Here is a 20,153-nt window from a genome sequence, read left to right as displayed (position 1 = left end):
CACTGATATATCAAGCTTGAGGGCACTTGGGGAGCGAAAAAAGTGCAAATTTTTTAGCCTTTAAGACTAAAAATTTAGGACGGGTGGCAGACACTTCCCAAAAAGATACAGGTACAATTATTCCTCCCACTTCCCACACTTCCCACACTTCCCACACTTCCCACACTTCCCACACTTCCCACACTTCCCACACTTGCCACACTTGCCACACTTCCCACACTTCCTTGACGCACTACCGGTTTTTTAACCCACATTTTTAAGCTTGACACGCTACTAGATATATCAATAAAACGGTTAATTGAAGGTGAAAACATTACTGTATAAGGTTTTGACCTATTTTTTTTTCCTAAAGTCCCATGTTACTAATGTTAAATAATCAAAATTTATATAAAATAATTAAAATATTAGTTATTTAAAATAAAATTAGCAAAATTAGATCGGCATCCCTATTTGAGGGGTAATTTAGGCCAAAAAATCCTGCGATCGCTGCTGAATTTTCCAAGCAAACATAAAAAGCTGAAAGTATTGATAGATAAAGAATACAGCTTTGATTGCTCTTGGGTAAAATTTGGTGTATATTGGAGTCAATATTTCGGCTATGCCTAGAAGCTTCATAAAATGAAGAAGTAGAAATGCGATCGTAAACTAGAAATATAATATCTAGATAGAATATATTAGACCTCTCCGGAAAAGAGGGAGTAGGGAGGAGGGGGAAAGATCAGTTATCAGTTATCAGTTATCAGTTATCAGTACCTCTGCAATAAGGAGGCTTGACATAAGGAATATTCTCTTTTTTCTTGGTCGAGGGATAGCGAGGTTTCCTCGCCATCCCATCCTACGGACTGCTCCGCAAACAACCGGTTTTATCCCCTTTAAAAGGGAAGGGTTTATACCACAATCTTTCGGTAATCTTTCAATAAAATTACTGCAACAAATTGTCAAAACATTGGCATTTCTAAAAACAAGTGCTAAACAGTATGGTGATATTTTTACTCTTCATTGTGGCAATTACTATATAACCGAATTTTATCTTATAAAAGTATGGGTAAGGAAGAAAGCTTTAGTTATCTAGATTAGTTATCTAGAAGAGAAGGCTTAAAAGCAGGGAAAAACTTAAATTTCTTGTAGATATTCACCCCGGGATTTACAAAAATGAGACCATAAGGGATAATATAATAGGCTAATTCTTAAAAATACTATTAGGAATTACTTAAATACATTTAACAAGACAAGAAATAAAAAGGTGTTCTTTGTCAGGTATTTGTTGTTATAATTTAATGAATTCTTAATTAGCCATAAATCTCTTGATTTGGTCATGATTCAACTACCAAATTACCAAATAACTCAACAAATTTATACAGGAACAAGAACCACGGTTTATCGTGGAATAAATACAATAAATCAACAACCAGTAGTTATTAAAGTTCTCAATAAAGAATACCCAACATTTTCGGAATTATTACAGTTTCGCCACCAATATACAATTACTAAAAATCTGAATTTTCCAGGAATTGTCAAACCTATTTCCTTAGAAAAATCAGGTAATGGTTATGCTCTAATTATGGAAGATATTGGGGCAGTTTCTCTCAAAACATACCTAACTAATCAAAAACTTAACCTGGCAAATTTTATAGAACTTGCTATTTCAATAGTGGAAATTTTAGAAGATTTATACCATCATCAAATTATTCATAAAGATATTAAACCTTCTAATATTGTAATTAATCCAGACACAAAGGATGTCAAATTAATTGACTTTAGTATTTCCACATTGTTACCAAGAGAAACTCAAGAAATTATCAATCCTAATGTTCTCGAAGGTACTTTGGCATATATGTCTCCAGAACAAACCGGAAGAATGAACCGAGGTATCGACTACCGGAGTGATTTTTATTCTTTAGGAATTACATTCTATGAAATTATCACAAACCAACTACCTTTTTTCTCAAATGATCCCATAGAATTAGTTTATTTTCATATTGCCAAAGAACCGACTCCACCGACTGAATTAAACACAGCAATACCTCGAATTATAAGTAATATTATTATGAAATTACTAGCAAAAAATGCTGAGTTACGCTATCAGAATGCTTTCGGATTAAAACAGGATCTACAAACCTGTTTAAAATCTTGGCAAGAAACCGAAAAAATTCCGACATTTGAATTAGGAAAACGAGATATTTCAGACCGTTTCAGTATTCCAGAAAAACTTTATGGTCGCCAAGAGGAAGTGAAAAGTTTATTAGATGCTTTTGAAAGAGTCAGTAATCCCCCCCAGACCCCCCTTAGTAAGGGGGGAGGAGCGGAAATAATGTTAGTAGCAGGTTTTTCAGGAATCGGAAAAACAGCAGTAATTAATGAAGTTCATAAACCAATAGTTCGTCAACGAGGATATTTTATTAAGGGTAAATTTGACCAATTTCAACGCAATATTCCTTTTAGTGCTTTGGTACAAGCATTTCGGTATTTGATGGGAGAATTGTTGGGTGAAACGGCAAATCAATTACAGGAATGGAAGAGTAAAATTATCTCAGAATTGGGTGAAAATGGGCAGGTTATTATTGAAGTGATTCCGGAACTAGAATTGATTATTTCTCATCAACCTGCGGTGGAAGAATTATCAGGAAGTGCGGCGGAAAATCGGTTTAATTTACTATTTTTAAAATTCATTAAAATCTTTGCGACTCAAGAGCATCCGTTAGTAATTTTTGTGGATGATTTACAGTGGGCAGATCCGGCTTCTTTGAAGTTGATGCAGTTGTTAATGAGTGAAAAAAATAGTCAACATTTATTATTGTTAGGAGCTTATCGAGATAATGAAGTAAATCCGACTCATCCTTTAATATTGACATTAGAAGAAATTGTCAAAAAATCGGCAATTGTGAAGACTATTACTTTAAAACCTCTGGAGTTAATTTCAGATTTAAACCCTTTAGTGGCAGATACACTTCATTGTGCTGAAGAAAGAGCATTTCCTTTGGCAGAATTAGTCTATCAAAAAACTCAAGGAAATCCTTTTTTTATTACTCAATTTCTCAAAGCATTGTACAAAGAAGGATTAATTACTTTTAATTATGAGGTGGGTTATTGGGAATGCGATATTGCTGAAGTTAAGTTATTTTCTCTGACAGATGATGTGGTGGAGTTTATGGCAACTCGTCTGCAAAAATTGTCACCTGAGACTCAAGAGGTAATGAAATTAGCAGCTTGTATTGGTAATAAATTTGATTTAGAAACTTTAGCTATTGTTTCGGAAAAGTCGGTTGGAGAAACAGCTAATAATTTGTGGGAGGCATTGCCAGAAGGATTAATTTTACCAGTGACAGAAGTATATAAGTTTTATACTTCAGAAGAGTCGAGTAAATTGACAGATTTTAAGGGAAGAGAAACTGATGCAAGTTATAAGTTTTTGCACGACAGGGTACAACAAGCTGCTTATTTGTTAATTCCAGAAGAGCAAAAACAAGCGACTCATTTAAAAATCGGGCGGTTATTGTTAGAAAATATTCCAGAAAATGAGAAGCAAGAGAAAATTTTTGATATTGTTAATCAGTTGAATTATGGAATAGATTTAATTTCCCGTCTCACTGAACGAGAACAACTAGCTCAGTTAAATTTAATGGCGGGAAAGAAAGCTAAACTTTCTACTGCTTATAATGCTGCAGTGAATTATCTAAATACAGGACTAGAATTGTTAACAGCTAATAGTTGGGAAATGAATTATCAATTAACATTAGCTCTGTATGTAGAAGCAGCAGAAGTGAGGTATTTGGTAGGTGAATATGAGCAGATAGAACAATTAGCTGAAGTTGTACAGCAAGAAGCTAAAAATTTATTAGAAAAAGTTCCAGTTTACATGACTAAAATTAAATCGGAATTTGCTCAAAACCAAATTATCAAAGGTATCGATCTAGCTATAGTTGTGATTAAAAATTTAGGATTAGAATTATCCCCTAGAGCGACAGAAGCAGAGTTGTTTGCTGCTATTGAAAAACTCCAGTCATTTATGAGCGATCGCTCCACTGAAGAACTCAAACAACTTCCAGAAATGAAAAATCCTGAAAAATTAGCCTTAATACAACTTCTAGGATTAATCGGAGCAGCAGCTTTTGTTGTCGGTTCCCCACTATGGGCGAGTATAATTTTTGCTATTGTGACTTTATCTGTAGAGTGGGGTAATACTCCTGCTTCCGCTTACGGTTATAGTTGTTACGGAATCTTGCTTTGGAGGAAGGGAGAAATTAAAGCAGCTTATGAATTATCTGAGGTTATATTTGGATTATTCGATCGCTTCGGAGGAGATACTCTCAGAGGAGTAACTGTAGCAAACCACCATTTGCGTCATTGGCAAGAACATTTAGCAAATACCTTACCCTTATTTCTAGAATGTTATTCCCTAGCTTTATCTAGGGGAGATTTTGAGTTTGCTGGTTACAACATTTTTTTACATTCTTTTCACTCCTACTTTGTTGGGTGGGAATTAACCGAACTTTCTCAAAAGCTGAATAATGCTATTGATGCTGTCGTGAAAATTAAACAAGAAACTCCCCTGACATGGTTGCAAATGAATCAACAGACTGTTCTGAACTTAAGCGATCGATCTGAAAATCCCTGTATGTTAGTTGGTGAAGCTTTTGATGAGACAAAAATACAACCTGAAGATCACGGACTGGTGTACTTACATTTGCACAAACTTTATTTGTGTTATCTCTTTGGTGACTATCAAGAATCTCTAAAATTTTGTCTGGCAGGACAACCGTATCTCCATCTAGTTACTTCTCACTACAGTCCGGTATTTTTCTATTTTTATGGTTCTTTAATTCGACTTGCTCTTTACAATGAAGGTTCAGAAACAGAACAACAAAAGTGGTTAGAAGAAGTTGCCTCCAACCAGGAACAGATGAAAATCTGGGCGCACCATGCTCCTGTAAACTTTTTACATAAATTTCATCTCGTAGAAGCAGAAAAACATCGCGTCTTTCATAATTATATTGAAGCGATAGAACTATATGAACAAGCGATCGCCTCTGCAACAGAAAACGAATATATTCAAGAAGTTGCCCTCGCTAACGAACTCGCAGCTAAATTTTACCTAGAGTGGAATAAACAGACTATTGCCCAAGCATATTTGATTAAAGCTTACTATGCTTATGCTAAGTGGGGAGCAGTTGCTAAACTCAAACACCTGGAAAAGTGCTACGGCGATCTGCTTAAACCCATACAGCAAAAAGACTCTAATTCTACTCGTAGCTTAACTACTGAAACTGTCACATATACAAGTAGTGAGACTTTTCTAGCACTTGACTTCAGCAGTTTAATCAAAGCAACTCAAGCAATTTCCGGAGAAATTCAACTAGAGAATTTACTCTCAGTTTTGATGCGAGTCACTTTAGAAAATGCTGCTGCTCAAAAAGGTTATTTAATCTTCCCTCAAGGAGAAAATTTAGTCATAGAAGCAAAAGCTATTCGTAATAGCAACCAAGATGAAGAATTACAACTAATATCAAGACAATCTCTTGCTATTGACTCCACAAATGAGCTTCCTAATTCTCTGATTTATTATGTGGCGCGTACTCAAAAAACCATGGTACTTGATGATGCGAGTAATGAAGCTAAGTTTGTTGCCGATCCTTACATTCAAAACTATCAACCCAAAAGTATTTTATGTATTCCAATTATTAATTGCGGTAAATTTATTGGCATATTATATCTAGAAAATCATCTCACAGTAGGAGCTTTTACTAGCGAGCGCCTAGAAGTCTTAAAAGTTCTGACTACTACCGCAGCTTTTTCCCTAGAAAATGCCCGACTTTATGAAAACTTATCTACTGCTAAAAATCAACTCCAAGAATATAGTCATACCTTAGAAGATAAAGTCAAAAAACGCACCGAAGAATTGAACGAAAAAAATCTATATTTATCAGAAACTCTCCAGCAACTAAAAAATACTCAAGCTCAATTAATTCAAACCGAAAAAATGTCTTCTTTAGGGCAAATGGTAGCCGGAATTGCTCACGAAATGAATAATCCTGTTAGTTTTATTTATGGCAATATCAAATATGCCAGTCAATATAGCCAAGAATTACTTGATTTAATCAATCTTTATCAACAGGAATATCCTAATCCTACCAGTAAAATCGCAGAAAAAATGGAAGAATTAGATTTAGAATTTTTAACTGAAGATTTTGAAAAATTACTAAATTCTCTGAAAGTAGGATCTGAAAGAATTAAAAACATTGTAGAGTCTCTACGGAATTTTTCGAGATTAGATGAATCAGACATGAAGCCGGTAAATATCCATGCCGGAATAGATAGCACTTTACTAATTTTACAAAATAGACTCAACCCTCAGAGGAAAAAATCAGAAATTAAAGTAGTGAAAAATTATGGTGATTTACCATTGGTGAACTGTTACGCTTCTCAACTAAATCAAGTATTTATGAATATTCTGAGTAACGGTATTTATGCTCTTGAAGACAACCGAAAAAATGACAGTGAATTCCATCAGGAACCAAAGATTATTATTAGTACAGAAATTACCAATTATAAGATGATAAAAATCAAAATAGCTAATAATGGTCCGAGTATTAGTCAGGAAAATCAACAGAAGATATTTGACCCATTTTTTACTACTAAACCAGTGGGTACTGGTACAGGTTTAGGTTTGTCAATTAGTTACTCAATTGTTGTGGAAAAACACCAGGGTAAACTAAGTTGTAATTCCGAACCAGGGCAAGGGGTAGAATTTGCGATCGAGATTCCATTTTAACCTACATTCGGCGGATTTTCATGGTTTGAATATTTTTTTTTGCGTTGGTGAATCAAGCTATGAAATCTAAGTTTCCTTAATTTAACTTTCCTGGCGGGAAGTCCCGCGCTCTCCATCCCCCCTAACCCCCCGTGCATAGGGGGGAGGGGGAGCGTCGGGATGAAAGCCAGGGCCCGGATTGGGATGCCTTCATAAGCTAAACGTTCATATGCCCTTGACAAGCTAGGAGCATTTTGTTATTGTAAAAGCCAAAACAGGGGGAGGACATCACCTCTGTCTAAACAGCGGTCAGGGTTTCCCAGACGCTCAGAATCCCGCGTTGTCCATCCCCCCTAACCCCCCCTTGAAAGGGGGGAATAGAAGGGCAACGTCGGGAGTATGTCAAGAAACCGGGTTTGTTGCGGATAGATATTAGTACGATAAGGCATTTACAGCAGTTTTCATTTCAGTAGACCACAGTAGGGACGTTCCATGGAACGTCCCTACAAGGTTTTTGTTGTGTCGATGTGGTTCATCAATCTGAAAAGCGCTGTAATACAAACCCGGTTTCTAGACTTTCATAGGGCTTTGTTGTATGAAAACATATAGCTACCGCACAAGATCCAAGCATATGTACTTCATACTTCTACAACTATTGTCCAATAAATAAATCTATGTTTTCTTACATAAAAAAAGGCTGAAACTTATACCTGCAAAGGCTTTTAGCCATTTAACTATTGGCCAATAAATGAATAAAGCATCAATGTATAGAAAGAGGGTGATATAGCTCCCACTAGGTTCACCTTTCATGTCGGATCTGACAACCGAAAAGCGGAACGGATGTTCTATGGCTATTACAACAAATCCCTTTCATAGCAAAAATCACCAATGCCTTTTTTTTTAGGGAGCATTTCAGTTATCAGTTATCAGTTATCAGTAATATCAAATCTGCTCTTCATGAAAGTGTTATAAGAAACCGGGTTTGTGGGAGGTAGATGTTATAGAGCGGAGCATTTAAAACTTTCCCCGGTTTCTGGCAGTATTAGATACTACCGGATTTAATATATAGCTAACAGGACTTACGCAAATCGACGTTTTAAGCACCATCTGTAGGGGCAAATGGCATTCGCCCTCACTATATATATATAGAGTCTTTGCATAAGTCCTGGCTAAGAAAGAATTGGTTACGACATAGACTGATGATCAATCTCAGACTAGGAAATGTTTTTCATGCCTGTTCCCTATTCCCTGTTTCCTGTTCCCTGTTCCCTGTTCCCTGTTCCCTGTTCCCTGTTCCCTGCTATAACAAACCGCGATCGCATCGCAATATAGCAGTCGAAGCAAAGGTTAGGACATTTATCAACCCTGAAACCCTTTAATAGTCTCCTGTTCTCTGTTCCCTGTTCCCTGTTCCCTAGCGCGTAGCGCTATAACCTCAATCTTAAGTAAATATAGAACTTGGCGTAAATTTTAATTAATATGTCTAAAATGAAATATAATTTTATATTTTGCTCCCAAGGGCATAAATAATACACAAAAATGAATCTCACCAAAAAAACTATAGCAGCCTTTGTCTCTCCTGGAATACCCCTTTCCGCTCTTGGCCTTCCTCTTCTTGTTTATCTTCCTCCATTTTATGCAGAAGAAATGGGACTTGGCCTTTCTCTGGTGGGCACAGTTTTTATGATTACCCGTTTATGGGACGTTTTGACCGATCCAGTTCTTGGTGTTCTCAGCGATAGGGTGACAACTCCCCTAGGCCGTCGGCGTCATTGGATTATATTATCCGTTCCTATTTTAATGATTTGCGTTTACAAAGTTTTTATCCCAGAAGCACCAGTTACAGAAAAGTATCTTCTGTTTTGGATGCTATTGTTGTATGTTGGTTGGACTCTGCTGAGTATCTCTCATATGTCTTGGGGTGCAGAATTATCATCAGATTATTATGAGCGAGCGCGAGTTCAAGGTTGGCGAGAATTTGCTTTAGTCTTTGGTATGTTAGCTGTTTTGATACTTCCGACTATTCTTGAACGGACTGGAGGTGCTGATAGTGGAACTAAAGTTGCTGCTATGGGTTGGTTTACAATTATACTGCTGCCCATCACTGTAGCGCTCGCTGTTAGTAATGTTAAAGAAAGACCTGTGACACCATCTTGTCAACTTGGTTTGTTTAAGTCAACCTCTCTGCTGTTGAAAAATCAACTGCTAATACGAGTGCTGATAGCAGATTTAATGATTGGTCTTGCTCCGGGAATTGTTGGATCGATCTATATTTTTTTTGTCACCCATGTTATGCAAATAGGGGAGTGGTCTAGTTTAATGCTCTTACTCTATTTCATAGCTAGTTTTTGTGGCATTCCTCTGTGGATGCGTCTTAGTTATAAGTTGGAGAAGCATCGGACTTTTGGTGTTGCTAAAATATATGGTTGTTTAATTCTTGTGAGTCTATTGCTCGTTCAACCAGGAAACTTATGGTTATATACTTTAGTTAATATTCTTTTCGGCATCGAATCTGGTGCGGGAGCGTTTTTATTGCGCTCAATCATGGCGGACGTTACAGACCACGATAACTTGGAATCAGGAACACAGCGTACAGGTCTTTACTATTCTTTGTTAACGATGACTAACAAAGTTGGTTCTGCTTTAGGAGTTGGGATAATTTATCCTATTTTAGATTGGATCGGTTTTGCTCCTGGGGGCGAAAATACTGCCGAAGCAATAGAGGCACTAAAATATATATTTATTTGTGTACCTATCCCAATTAGTCTTTTAGCAGTGATCGTTATCTGGAATTTTCCATTAGACAGCACTCGACAAAAAGAATTACGTCGTTTGTTGGCGGAACGTGATTCTGTGGTTGCTTCAAAATAATCAGGACTTACGCATAACCACCTTGTGTAGTAGGCGTGTCATATAGAACCCATTTGATATCTCTAGAAAAGAGGGAGTAGGGGAGCGCTCGTTTTGGCATTGTTCATTCATTGTCTGAGCTAGAATATTTACAACCCTATATTTTTTGAGTCCTGTACGGACTACACTCTCCACACAGACCACACTCTCCACACAGACCACACTCTCCACACAGACCACACGGACCAATCATATATCCCAAATGGGTTCTATATAAGTCTTGATGATTAGTTATGGCTTGCTAATTACAGCGCTTTTCAGTTGAGTAGACCACTAAATTCATTGTTAGGAGTCAGGAGTCAGGAGTCAAGAGTTAGGAGTGAAGAGTCAGTATCATTGTGGTTTATTCATATGAAAACCGCTGTAAATCTCAAAGCATTTCTATATAAAAGTTTCAGCAATTTTGATAGTCAGAAATACCTTGGTTTTCAGCTCTTCATCAAAATGCATGTTGGCATTTTGGGCGCATTGTTGGGCAAAAAAATTCTCCCGTACGGACATTTAGCTAAAGCACAACTTTCATATAGGGAATGCTCCGCAAGCGTTAACGCGGAGCGACATGGAAAGCGCAGCATTCCGGAACGGAAAACGCATTAATGCTCAAGCAACGTCCCTACCTACTCCCCTACTCCCCTACTCCCCTACTCCCCCGCTCCCCTACTCCTAAAAAAAGACTTTTTCAGCAAACCCTAGTTATTGTAAGTCATTGCGACGGGAACAGAGTGGAAGGAAGCAATCTCAGGGGTTGTAAGATTGCTATCCTGACGGAATGCTCCGCAAACGCTATCGCTTGCAATGACTACTTTTCAGCAGGTTTCTATATTACTCTAATATCATGTCCGGTAGCATCGTTTGTGTATAGAGTTAAGTCACAACTGGAAGAAACCCTCCTGACTCCTGACTCCTGACTCCTGACTCCTCCATTTTTATTTATAACTATTCAACCGGACATGATATAACTTATTCCTCCCAATATTGGGGATCATCTAAACTATCTGCACAGATAACTTTTCCTCTAAAATTTCCAATTATTCCCGGACGCAATTCTTGAACCATCCAAGCATCGGCATTTTTTTCGGGTATGGGATAATGAGGTTCAAACCCAAGGTTGCCTGCTGGTTTAAATCCGAAACGGGGATAATATGTAGAATGACCAAGTACAAAAACTAAGTCTACTCCAGATTCCGATAAAATGTCTAATCCCTTTTGAATAAGTTTTCCACCAATACCTTGTCTTTGAGCATCAGGTACAACGGCGAGAGGACCGAGAATTGAAAGTGATAAGGGAGCATTTGGTTCGAGAGTCGCTCTACTGAAAAAAATATGCCCTACTGTTCTATTTTCTTGGAAAGCAACCAGAGAAACAATAGGTTGAGCGCTATCGTCTCCCAGGAGCTTTTGTACAATTTCAGCCCCATCCTCTCCATCAAATGCAGCACGTTCGACAGACAAAATATCATCAAGATCGGAATCTAAAGCTTTTCTTATAATCATTATCTTTTTATGAATTCAATGGTAGTTTTCTCTCAATATAGCAGTAAGCAGAGCGATCGCTGAGAATCTAATATTTTCTTATTTACTTTTGACTTCTAACTTCTGACTTCTGACTTAAAATATATGTTACCAGGTTACAAAAACGGTTGAAAAAATGGGTTATTCTTGAGGATATAAGGTTGATAATCTAGATTAAATCTACTTTTCAGCACATCTGACCCCCATTTAACAAATACATAATGTTGACAATTATCGGTTGCGGTAATCTAAACCGTAGTGATGATGGGGTAGGAGTAATTATTGCTCAACGCCTGCAACAATATTTAGCTGCACATCCTCATCCCAATGTCCGGGTTTATGACTGCGGTACTGCGGGAATGGAAGTAATGTTTCAAGCGCGGGGAACTCAGCAACTGATTATTCTGGATGCTAGTGCTACAGGTTCGGAACCAGGTGCAATATTTAAGGTTCCTAGTTCGGAGTTGGAAGCATTGCCAGAACCTAGTTATAGTTTGCATGATTTTCGTTGGGATAATGCTCTAGCGGTAGGTAGAAAAATTTTTCGGGAAGACTTTCCTGATGATGTAACTGTCTATTTAATAGAAGCTGAAAATTTAGATTTTGGTCTAGAACTTTCTCCTGTAGTTCAGCGTTCTGCTGAGAAGGTTTTGCAAGAAATTATATCAAGTTTAATTGATTAATTATCAATAGTTGAAAGTAGAAAATTAGAAGTTAGGGATTTATATTTTTCCTTTTTTCTTCTTCCTTAAAATTAACACAAATAAATTATCATGGACGAACAAAGACAAGAACAATATTTTGAATTAATTGATAAATTAGTTAAGTGCCCAAATGGGAAAGAACCTGATGTTTTAGATGAAAATATTGAACTGGTTGACGCAGGTTTTGTTTCAGTTTTAATGCAAGTTGGTCAAGCACAAATTCATCAAGGAAATCAAGATGGAGCTAAATTTTTATTCCATGTTGCTCGTGAATTAGCAAAACAATTAGGATTGTATCCTGACCCAAATACTGCGGAAGTTCCTGCTCAGTAATATAGCATTCACAGGACTTACGCAAAATAGCAAATTATACACCTTATGTAGGGGCGAATGGCATTCGCACTCTACTAGATATGGTGGTTCTGCCTAAGTCCTGATTCAGCATTCAGAAATTAAATTTTTGTTGTGAGTATATTTGAGAGGAGCGAGAATGTTTTAATCGCTTTGGCAACTGCTATAGCAGCGATCGCTCAGGTATTTACAACTTTCAGCTCGAAAGTATACTCAAGAATTGGTTTACAAAAAATAATTTGTAAATATACCAGAGCGCACTGCTATAGATGTCAAAAAAAATGCTCTTGTTAATTTCTGAGTGCTGATATAAATTCACTTTAAAAACGTCACAAATAGTTTCAAACTTTTGAATCTATAAAATCTTAGTTTTTACTTTTGACCTTTTACTTAAATAGTTAATATTATGTTTTCTCAGACAGAAGCAGAAAAATTAGCAATTGATTTTTTGAGTAATGATTGGGAAATTCCCCAGACAGAAAAAGATTGGTTTACTATTAGATATGCTCGACAAGAACCTAGTTGGTATATTGTTGAAGTAGGGATAGAAGGATTTCCTGATTATTGGATTCTTCAGGTTTATGATACTGCTGAATGTGACCCTTGTTATACTTTTGTATCTCCTTTAAGTGGTTCTCAAAATACAGATGATTTGCAGGAATTACCAGAATCTATTGCTAATATGATTAGCTTTGAACGTAATTCTCAAGAAATGGCATCGCCAGCCAAAGTTTAAACACTTTGCAATAATCGTTTTAGGGTGAGCAAATATGGTCATTTCATTTATCAGTTATCAGTTATCAGTTATCAGTACCTCCAAGTGAACCATTGGGATTGAAATAATGAACCAAATATTTTTTTATCCCCTTAAAAATGGGAATCTTTAGACCTGATTTTTGGGTAAAATTTTCAGTATTTGCCTACTCGTTCTTTGATTTATTTATACAGAGCAAAAACTAATACCATTTCGACCTGATGTTGCGCTTAATATAAAGATAACAGTTATTAGTAAAATCCAGGACTAGGTAAGAACGATTAAGCGCATTGTTACAGAGAAATGGCATAAGTATTAAAAAAATATAAATAATTAAGATATTTATTAGCTGAGATGGATAAAATAAAACTATATCTAAGTTAAATACATTTGGATAGTATAAAAAAATAACAATTTTTGTTCAAAATACTAACTATTAAAAACTGTGATTCAAACTCTTAGTCAAACTACTGTAAAAGCAGCCCTGAATGCCATAGAATCTGAAGTAGCAACTGTCCCTGAAAAAATCCAGATGCTAATAGAAATGGCAAATGGGTTGCAACAAAAACCAAAAGATATTAAACAGCTACATGATGCTATTTCTCTGTATCAACAAGCTATAGAATTATCTAGCCAAGATTATCCTCTACTGCAAGCAAGAGCATTAGTAGGAATGGCAACAGCTTTGAGAACAATGCCAGTAGAAGGGCCAGATTTACTATTAGAGGCAAGAGAAGCTTATGAAACTGCCCTAGAAATATTAAGGGAACAGGCAACACCCGAAGAAGTTGCAGAAGCAGAAATGAACTTAGGGTTAGTGTTGCAAGGGTTAGTTTCCTTTAACTTGGCAACAATGCAACAGGCAATACAGTTATCTCAACAGGCGTTATCAATATTTACAGCAGATAAATATCCTCAAGAATATGCAATATTGCAGAATAATATCGCGATCGCTTATCTGTCCGTGACTCTAGATCCAGAAAGAGAAGGTATGCGACAAGCAATGGCAGTACAGTCATTTGAGGAAGCATTAAAAGCAGTTAACCTCATCGAACATCCCAAGGAATATGCGATGTTGCAAAATAACCTTGCTAATGCTTTACAATACCTCCCCAGTCTGCATCCGATCGAAAATAATTTGCGGGCGTTAACTGGATACAACGAAGCCTTGAAAGTTCGTACTGCTAAAGATACACCATTAGAGTACGCAACAACCATCTCTAATAAAGCTAACTTGCTATATAACTTACCCGATCATCCAGAAAATCCAGAAGCAGGAAATTACCAAAATTTGCTTCTGGCAAAAAATCTTTATGGAGAAGCTCAAGAAATTTTTTCCCAGTATCGGGAAGTAGAGAAAGCGACAGTAGTTTCGGAAGCATTGTCAGTAGTAGAAGCTGAATTGTTGCTGTATGAAGCTCAATTTACTATCTCTTAGAAAATAGGAGATTTCAATATTATTAGGAGGATAAAAATGAGTTATCTACTCACCACTATCAATACTCTGATTGCAGACTTGGCAGCTATGCCAAGCATTCATATTTTTCTTAGTAACTTAACTTCAGGAGAAATTACAATACTGACTGCCATATTTTGGTTGGTAGTTGCTAGTGGAATTTCGATTATTGCTGGTGCCATTGGCGGAATCTGGTTAGCAGGAAAAGATTTAGGTTATAGTCTAGCTGCAATGATTGGTGGTTTGTTTGGTCCCGCTGGTGTAATTCCCGCAGTTGTTCTTGGTTTGGCAATTTTGAAATTTGTTTAGCTGGAAGACACTGGCAAGACACTGATTTTGGAACGGATGCAAGGATTTTAAATGTCAATTGCAATCGTAGGGACGGGTTCCGCGTTAAATTAATGAGTTTACATTATCAAGAGGTGGGTTCTGTTAACTGGAAAAAGGCACAACTGAAGATAGCTAGACTGCATGGAAAAGTAGCAAATATCCGTAAAGACGCACTTCATAAATTGACAACATACGTAAGCCAAAAACCACGGCACTATTGTCATAGAAGATTTAAACGTTAGTGGAATGTTAGCTAACCATAAGCTAGCTAAATCAATCTTCAACCAAGGCTTTTATGAGTTCAGGCGACAGCTAGAATATAAAACACAGTGGTATGGTTCTGAGTTAGTAATAGTTGATAGGTTTTTTCCATCATCAAAAACTTGCTCGAATTGTGGTCATGTTCAAGATATGCCTTTAAATGTAAGGACTTATGACTGCCCAGAATGTGGTAGGTCAATCTTCGCCAAGATTTAAACGCCAGTATAAATTTAAGAAATGCAGTCGGCTCGACTGTGAATGCCTGTGGATGAGAAACCGCCGACGGCCTCAGTAGAAGCAGGAAGTAAACAGCCTCCTACGGAGGAGCTTCGCTATCAAGTTGTTACGTTATGTGACGCTTTGTATCAGTTTTATGGAGTAGTTAATTATTATGTTAGAAGTTGGTTGGTATAGTACTAAGTTGTTCCTCAAAGGTAAATTGCTACGGAATCCATTTTACTTTATCAGACAAGTAGCTTTAGCAACTACAGTTGGTGCTTTAATACTAATAGCAATGGCACAAATAGAAACAACATTATTGTTACCAATTATTATTTCTAGTCTAGCAACTGGAATTGCTATGCCATTTTTGCTCAAAGATATAAAGTTGAAATAAGGTCTCAAGCTTCTGATATAAAATCTAGTAGTGTCGATATAAATAAAGCAGAGAAACCGGGTTTATATAAAATGCCCTACTATACTGACATCTGTTTCCCATAAACCCGGTTTCTTCTAACTCCGAAGTAAGCGTATTTGATACAGCGGATTCCACCTTGGTGAGATACATCCCGGAGCGGGATCTTGCCCGCACTAGAAAGATTTAATTGTTAATATTTGTACTTCATATACTTGGAATCTTCTGTATGACTTCAGTAGGAAGAACTGATAAATGATAACTGATAACTGAAATGACTCAAGCCAAAATTCCCTCGCAAGAGTGTGTTAGTCTAGAAGCTCTGGTATCTGACATTACTCATTTTGAACAAGCGATCGCTCATTGGGATGAAAATCAAAAGTCAGTGGTTGAAGGGTTGAAAAATGCTATTGAAGCATTACATAAAGAAGCTTTAACCAGATTAATTCGTAGTGTAAAACAGGAATCTATGCCAGCATTGCGTCAAGCGGTGCAAGATGAAGTTGTTTATGGTTTATTGCGCTATCACGAATTAGTTAAACCACCAACACCACCTTTAGAAGTTCGGGTTCAACAGGCGTTAGATGAAATTCGCCCAGGTTTGCAAAGCCATAATGGTAATGTGGAGTTAGTCGCTATTAAACTGCCCGATACTGTGGAAGTAAAATTAGTAGGAAATTGTAGTAACTGCCCTGCTTCAACATTAACGATGAAGGATGGTGTCGAACAAGCAATTAAAACCCACTGCCCAGAAATTAAAAATGTAGTTTCTGTGAATACCTAAAAATAGGGAGTACGGGCGATTTCCTACGGAATGCTCCTAATTAAGCGAATCGCCCGTACGGGAGTAGGGGAAAAGAATTGATGAATAATGTCTGGTTGAATAGTTAGACTTTTTGGCATTGGTGATTTTGGCTATGATTTTTCAAGTGTAGGAACCGGGTTTGTATTAGATATCTTACCATACTGATATCTGTCTCCAACTTTCCCCGGTTTCTTATAGATCATGTAGAAGAAATGATGATTGATGTGGTTGAAAAGAAGATGCAGACCAGTAAAAACAGTATTAATGGATAGCTGGTATGCAACCAAAAGATTAATAGCTTGAGTAGATAATTTAGGTAAAATTTACTATTTTCCGTTAAAAAGAAATCGTTTAGTAGACGATACTGGAGGTATAAAAAGTTATCAAAAACTGGAAGAATTAACATGGAATGAGTGGGAATTAGTATCAGGAAAAACTATTAAAATTAAAGGCTTTCCTAGAGATAAAAAGGTCAAATTATTCTGGGTTACTGTTTCCGCCAACTTCAGCAGAATATATTGCAAGATTATGACTTGAATCAATTTCGTAATGATGATGTAGAGTTGGAAATCCTTGCCTCGATGGAAAATTGAATAATTTCACGCCAGAATTAAACAATTGATAGGACTGGAACGTTGTCAATGTCGTCTGAATAAAATTCAAAGAAACACAAAAGCTTGTGCCATGTTAGCTTGGAATTATTTGAAAAAATTGGCAACTATTCTTGGTCAAACTATTTACCAACTTAAACATCAACTATTGTCTAAATATCTATTCTCTGAACTGAAATACCCTGCAATTAAAACCACACAAATTTTAAGCTTTTAACAGTTGGGTTTTGGTGAGAAAATTTGGAGGGAGCGCATTAAATTTTAACTAGCGATATAGCTGCAGCGACGGCTCCGCCAACGCTCTATTTACTATGCCCTATATATAGTGTCTTTGCGTAAGTCCTGATATTCTCTGACGACAATGAATGAACAATGCCAAAACGAGCGCTCCCGTACGGACGTTGCTTGAGCATTAATGCGTTTTCTTATAGCCCACATTCCGCACGACAAAATGTAGTACACAAAGAGGGTCAAACTTGAGTAAGTATTTAGACTTATAGTATGGGGTAGGAGGCGATATAGCTGCAGCGACGGCTCCGCCAACGTAAATCAATAGAATAATATCAATTACCAGAACTTACCAATATACCAATTCAAAAATTGCCAAAATCCCTCTATCACTTGACTACTCCCATCTTAATAATTGCCAAGCGCTTTCATTTTTAACTATGATTCAATTGTTGATGATTTTTGTGTTCTACCTGTTTTCATCTCAAATTATTTAACTGAGTAGATAGTATCTTTGACAACTTGGAGAAAAAAATTTCAATAATTCTAAACGCTCTCTCTGTGAGATTAGATATGCTTTTAACACCGGAATTAATCAATAAATGAATCGACTGAAAACATTGAAATATCCAACGTAATGTCGGTCTATTAGTAGGACGACCTAATTGATTTTTTACAGTAGATTTAGTTCGCTTTAAAGTTTGACGCAGTTGACGTTGACCTAAACTATAAACCAATAAACACGGATCCCATAATTAACCCCAAAGCTTCGATTCTATGAGGGGAAACACGGAAGACACTATCAGTTAAAAACAGGGGGTATGCATAGAAATCTAAAGCCTCTTTCTACAGATTTTTGTCCCTTATATTTAGACAACATTTTTTAATCGAGTTAATTCCATGCTATCCAGGACATTTGTTGCTAATATAAATCGACCTGCTCGTTTTTTTCTAATTCTATTTTTGACTCTCTTAACCCCACTTGAACTTGGGCTTCATAAGGAAAATCTTTATCAGATTTCGACTCTACGAATTGAAAATTAATTTCTGTCAATTCGTGATCTAAAAAGTTTTTCAACAGCTTTCTGGTTGCTATTTCTGCATCTGGTACACAAGCAAACTTTTCTGATTTTAAACTACGCAGTTTTTTGTCAACTTCAACTCGTTCTTTCTGGATTTTTTTCTCTCTTATTTTTAAATCTGATTCTTGCCTTAGTTGACTTTCAACTATTAACCATCGAGGTACGAATGCCCCCTTAAGTTTTTGAGAGTTCTTGATAGCTATATCCTTTAATCTGACTGGGATTCAAACCCTCACTATCTATTTCTTGAACTGCGCAAGTGAGCTGCTTTTATACGAACAAGAACTCGACTTAACCATTTAATCTTTGTTAATAACTGTAGATTTTCGCTTAGTATATAAAGCACTATCTGCCACCATTAAACTGTCAAAATTTAACTGATTTTTAAACTCTTTCATGGCTAGTACAAATTCTTTTTGGTCAGATTCATTTCCAGACCCAATTCTCATCCACAATGGTACATCTCCATCGTTTGTACAAATTAAATCCATCATAAATTGTTTTAAAACTGTCAATTATCTGATGAATATCCATAAGTTATTTTGATAGTTTTTTGTTCTATATCTTCTGTTGATTCATCCTCATCTCTGTGATAATCTCCATGAACATGAAATGATGTAGAATCTAGGTGGACTGTACTTGTTTCTAGCTTATAAATTTTCACTGCTTCTAACACCACAGACATAAAAATTTCATTTAATCCTCTGTTATACAGTTGGTCTAATACCCGACCTAATTTATCATCATTAAAATACTCTGTTTTTATACCTGTTCCAATTAAATGTTCTATAGCTTTTCCATCAAAAAATTTACTAAATACATATAATGGAGATGAAACTAATCCTAACCCATTTAAAACCATTCCTTTGACTACTTGACCCCCTGTTATTTTTTCTGGGAATTGCTCTCCAAGTAGTTGATTAATTTTCTCTTCTATACCAATCTCATCAATAATTCCTGCTACTAATCCTAGATGGTCTATATTGCTAACTTCTATTGACATTTTCTCCTCTTTTTTATCTTCACTTATTATCTAGAATTACACTTTGAGGTTTTTTTTCTTGAGCCTAAATACTTACTCAAGTTTGACCATCTTTGCATACTACATTTTGTCGTGCGGAATGTGGGTTATAGGGAATGCTCCTATTCCATGTCGCATAGCGTTAGCGGAGCGAAAGCGTCAGCAAAACGTCCCTACCCCGCTTCCCTACTGGACCGTTTCAGCTAAAACTGTGCATTAGATTTTAGGTTGTGGGAAGACAAGGAAGACAAGGAGGAGAAGGAAGACAAGGTGGTAAGGGAGAAAAAAGCCTATTGCACCATTTTAGATGAAACAGTCCACTACTACCCCGCTCCCCCGCTCCCCTACTCCCCCGCTCCCCTACTCCCCCGCTCCCCTTCTCGCTCTTTTCTAGAGATATCAAATGGGTTCTATAGAACCCCTAAGCGCATCTTTTGAGGAAGTTGAGGTTTGAAACCTCTTAGTTCAGGTTTGGGACTTCAAGGTTTCAGCTTTGGGCCATCTCAGTTGACTCCTACCCTAACCACTCATACTTTTAAGTCCAAACTTTCTTGTTGACAAAAGCAAATTATTGGTTTATCTTTGTTTTTAGGTTAAATCCTGTAAATGTTATAGTAAGAAAGTAAGCTTTACTATTGGCCAAGAGTTGAGGTAAGAATCATGGGTACTAAACAAGCGTCTATTTTATTAGGTATCTCTCGTCAACGTTTATTAGTTTTACTTGCTCAAGGAAGAGTCAAAGGAGC

General features: G+C 36.7%; 14 protein-coding genes and 2 pseudogenes. 12 read left to right on the top strand and 4 right to left on the bottom strand.

Translation table 11 applies throughout. The annotated features are described in order from the left end of the window. Positions 1-10 precede the first annotated feature (10 nt). Positions 11-211 carry a hypothetical protein gene (locus F6K40_RS28890; protein ID WP_293140774.1) on the bottom strand — a complete coding sequence of 67 codons (201 nt, stop codon included), beginning with the start codon at positions 209-211 and terminating at the stop codon, positions 11-13. Positions 212-1,315: 1,104 nt separating this feature from the next. On the opposite strand from F6K40_RS28890, the gene F6K40_RS28885 reads away from it, so the two are divergent. Together F6K40_RS28885 and F6K40_RS28880 are read left to right on the top strand one after the other, a co-directional pair. Further along, entirely contained in the window at positions 1,316-6,769 is a 5,454-nt protein-coding gene (locus F6K40_RS28885; RefSeq protein ID WP_293140772.1) for a trifunctional serine/threonine-protein kinase/ATP-binding protein/sensor histidine kinase, read from the top strand. Between the two features lie 1,518 nt (positions 6,770-8,287). Next, positions 8,288-9,619 carry an MFS transporter gene (locus tag F6K40_RS28880; RefSeq protein ID WP_293140770.1) on the top strand — a complete coding sequence of 444 codons (1,332 nt, stop codon included), beginning with the start codon at positions 8,288-8,290 and terminating at the stop codon, positions 9,617-9,619. Here F6K40_RS28880 and F6K40_RS28875 read toward each other — a convergent pair whose 3' ends face one another. Both F6K40_RS28875 and F6K40_RS28870 read right to left on the bottom strand, forming a co-directional pair. After that, positions 9,620-9,847, bottom strand: coding sequence for a hypothetical protein (locus F6K40_RS28875; protein ID WP_293140768.1), 228 nt, complete (start codon positions 9,845-9,847; stop codon positions 9,620-9,622). A gap of 771 nt (positions 9,848-10,618) precedes the next feature. Next, a complete protein-coding gene (locus F6K40_RS28870; RefSeq protein ID WP_293140766.1) occupies positions 10,619-11,152 on the bottom strand; it encodes a GNAT family N-acetyltransferase in 534 nt (177 codons plus the stop codon). Between the two features lie 239 nt (positions 11,153-11,391). On the opposite strand from F6K40_RS28870, the gene F6K40_RS28865 reads away from it, so the two are divergent. The 10 genes and pseudogenes from F6K40_RS28865 to F6K40_RS28820 all read left to right on the top strand — a co-directional run bounded on the left by F6K40_RS28865 (position 11,392) and on the right by F6K40_RS28820 (position 17,293). Beyond that, positions 11,392-11,853 carry a hydrogenase maturation protease gene (locus F6K40_RS28865; protein WP_293140764.1) on the top strand — a complete coding sequence of 154 codons (462 nt, stop codon included), beginning with the start codon at positions 11,392-11,394 and terminating at the stop codon, positions 11,851-11,853. Positions 11,854-11,943: 90 nt separating this feature from the next. Continuing rightward, complete coding sequence (locus tag F6K40_RS28860) at positions 11,944-12,207, top strand: hypothetical protein (RefSeq protein WP_293140762.1); 264 nt, start codon at positions 11,944-11,946, stop codon at positions 12,205-12,207. A gap of 424 nt (positions 12,208-12,631) precedes the next feature. Then, a complete protein-coding gene (locus F6K40_RS28855; RefSeq protein WP_293140760.1) occupies positions 12,632-12,961 on the top strand; it encodes a hypothetical protein in 330 nt (109 codons plus the stop codon). Positions 12,962-13,424: 463 nt separating this feature from the next. Then, on the top strand, positions 13,425-14,417 hold the full coding sequence (locus F6K40_RS28850) for a tetratricopeptide repeat protein (RefSeq protein WP_293140758.1): 993 nt from the start codon (positions 13,425-13,427) through the stop codon (positions 14,415-14,417). 36 nt (positions 14,418-14,453) lie between these two features. Continuing rightward, complete coding sequence (locus tag F6K40_RS28845; RefSeq protein WP_293140756.1) at positions 14,454-14,744, top strand: asr0689 family protein; 291 nt, start codon at positions 14,454-14,456, stop codon at positions 14,742-14,744. Between the two features lie 116 nt (positions 14,745-14,860). Beyond that, positions 14,861-15,298 (top strand): annotated as a pseudogene (locus F6K40_RS28840) (RNA-guided endonuclease InsQ/TnpB family protein); the annotation flags it as partial. Beyond that, positions 15,291-15,440: a hypothetical protein gene (locus F6K40_RS28835; protein ID WP_293140754.1), complete on the top strand. Its 150-nt coding sequence runs from the start codon at positions 15,291-15,293 to the stop codon at positions 15,438-15,440. The pseudogene F6K40_RS28840 and the gene F6K40_RS28835, both read left to right, overlap by 8 nt. Further along, positions 15,418-15,642, top strand: a complete 225-nt coding sequence (locus F6K40_RS28830) for a hypothetical protein (protein WP_293140752.1) — start codon at positions 15,418-15,420, stop codon at positions 15,640-15,642. The genes F6K40_RS28835 and F6K40_RS28830 overlap by 23 nt, the downstream gene beginning before the upstream one ends. A gap of 292 nt (positions 15,643-15,934) precedes the next feature. Next, positions 15,935-16,444 carry a NifU family protein gene (locus F6K40_RS28825; RefSeq protein WP_293140750.1) on the top strand — a complete coding sequence of 170 codons (510 nt, stop codon included), beginning with the start codon at positions 15,935-15,937 and terminating at the stop codon, positions 16,442-16,444. A 639-nt stretch (positions 16,445-17,083) separates the two neighbouring features. Further along, a complete protein-coding gene (locus F6K40_RS28820; protein ID WP_293140747.1) occupies positions 17,084-17,293 on the top strand; it encodes a hypothetical protein in 210 nt (69 codons plus the stop codon). A gap of 504 nt (positions 17,294-17,797) precedes the next feature. Here F6K40_RS28820 and F6K40_RS28815 read toward each other — a convergent pair. After that, positions 17,798-19,389 (bottom strand): annotated as a pseudogene (locus F6K40_RS28815) (IS1634 family transposase). Positions 19,390-20,153: the final 764 nt, after the last annotated feature.

This window comes from Okeania sp. SIO3I5, from assembly GCF_010672085.1.
GTDB lineage: Bacteria > Cyanobacteriota > Cyanobacteriia > Cyanobacteriales > Microcoleaceae > Trichodesmium.
The sequence above is the reverse complement of the archived record's forward strand: the minus strand, read 5'-3'. Positions and strand labels throughout refer to the sequence as shown.

Coding starts and splice junctions, on each gene's coding strand:
- F6K40_RS28885 (WP_293140772.1), top strand. CDS start 1,316: ATGATTCAACTACCAAATTACCAAATAACTCAACAAATTTATACAGGA.
- F6K40_RS28880 (WP_293140770.1), top strand. CDS start 8,288: ATGAATCTCACCAAAAAAACTATAGCAGCCTTTGTCTCTCCTGGAATA.
- F6K40_RS28870 (WP_293140766.1), bottom strand. CDS start 11,152: ATGATTATAAGAAAAGCTTTAGATTCCGATCTTGATGATATTTTGTCT.
- F6K40_RS28865 (WP_293140764.1), top strand. CDS start 11,392: ATGTTGACAATTATCGGTTGCGGTAATCTAAACCGTAGTGATGATGGG.
- F6K40_RS28860 (WP_293140762.1), top strand. CDS start 11,944: ATGGACGAACAAAGACAAGAACAATATTTTGAATTAATTGATAAATTA.
- F6K40_RS28855 (WP_293140760.1), top strand. CDS start 12,632: ATGTTTTCTCAGACAGAAGCAGAAAAATTAGCAATTGATTTTTTGAGT.
- F6K40_RS28845 (WP_293140756.1), top strand. CDS start 14,454: ATGAGTTATCTACTCACCACTATCAATACTCTGATTGCAGACTTGGCA.
- F6K40_RS28830 (WP_293140752.1), top strand. CDS start 15,418: ATGTTAGAAGTTGGTTGGTATAGTACTAAGTTGTTCCTCAAAGGTAAA.
- F6K40_RS28825 (WP_293140750.1), top strand. CDS start 15,935: ATGACTCAAGCCAAAATTCCCTCGCAAGAGTGTGTTAGTCTAGAAGCT.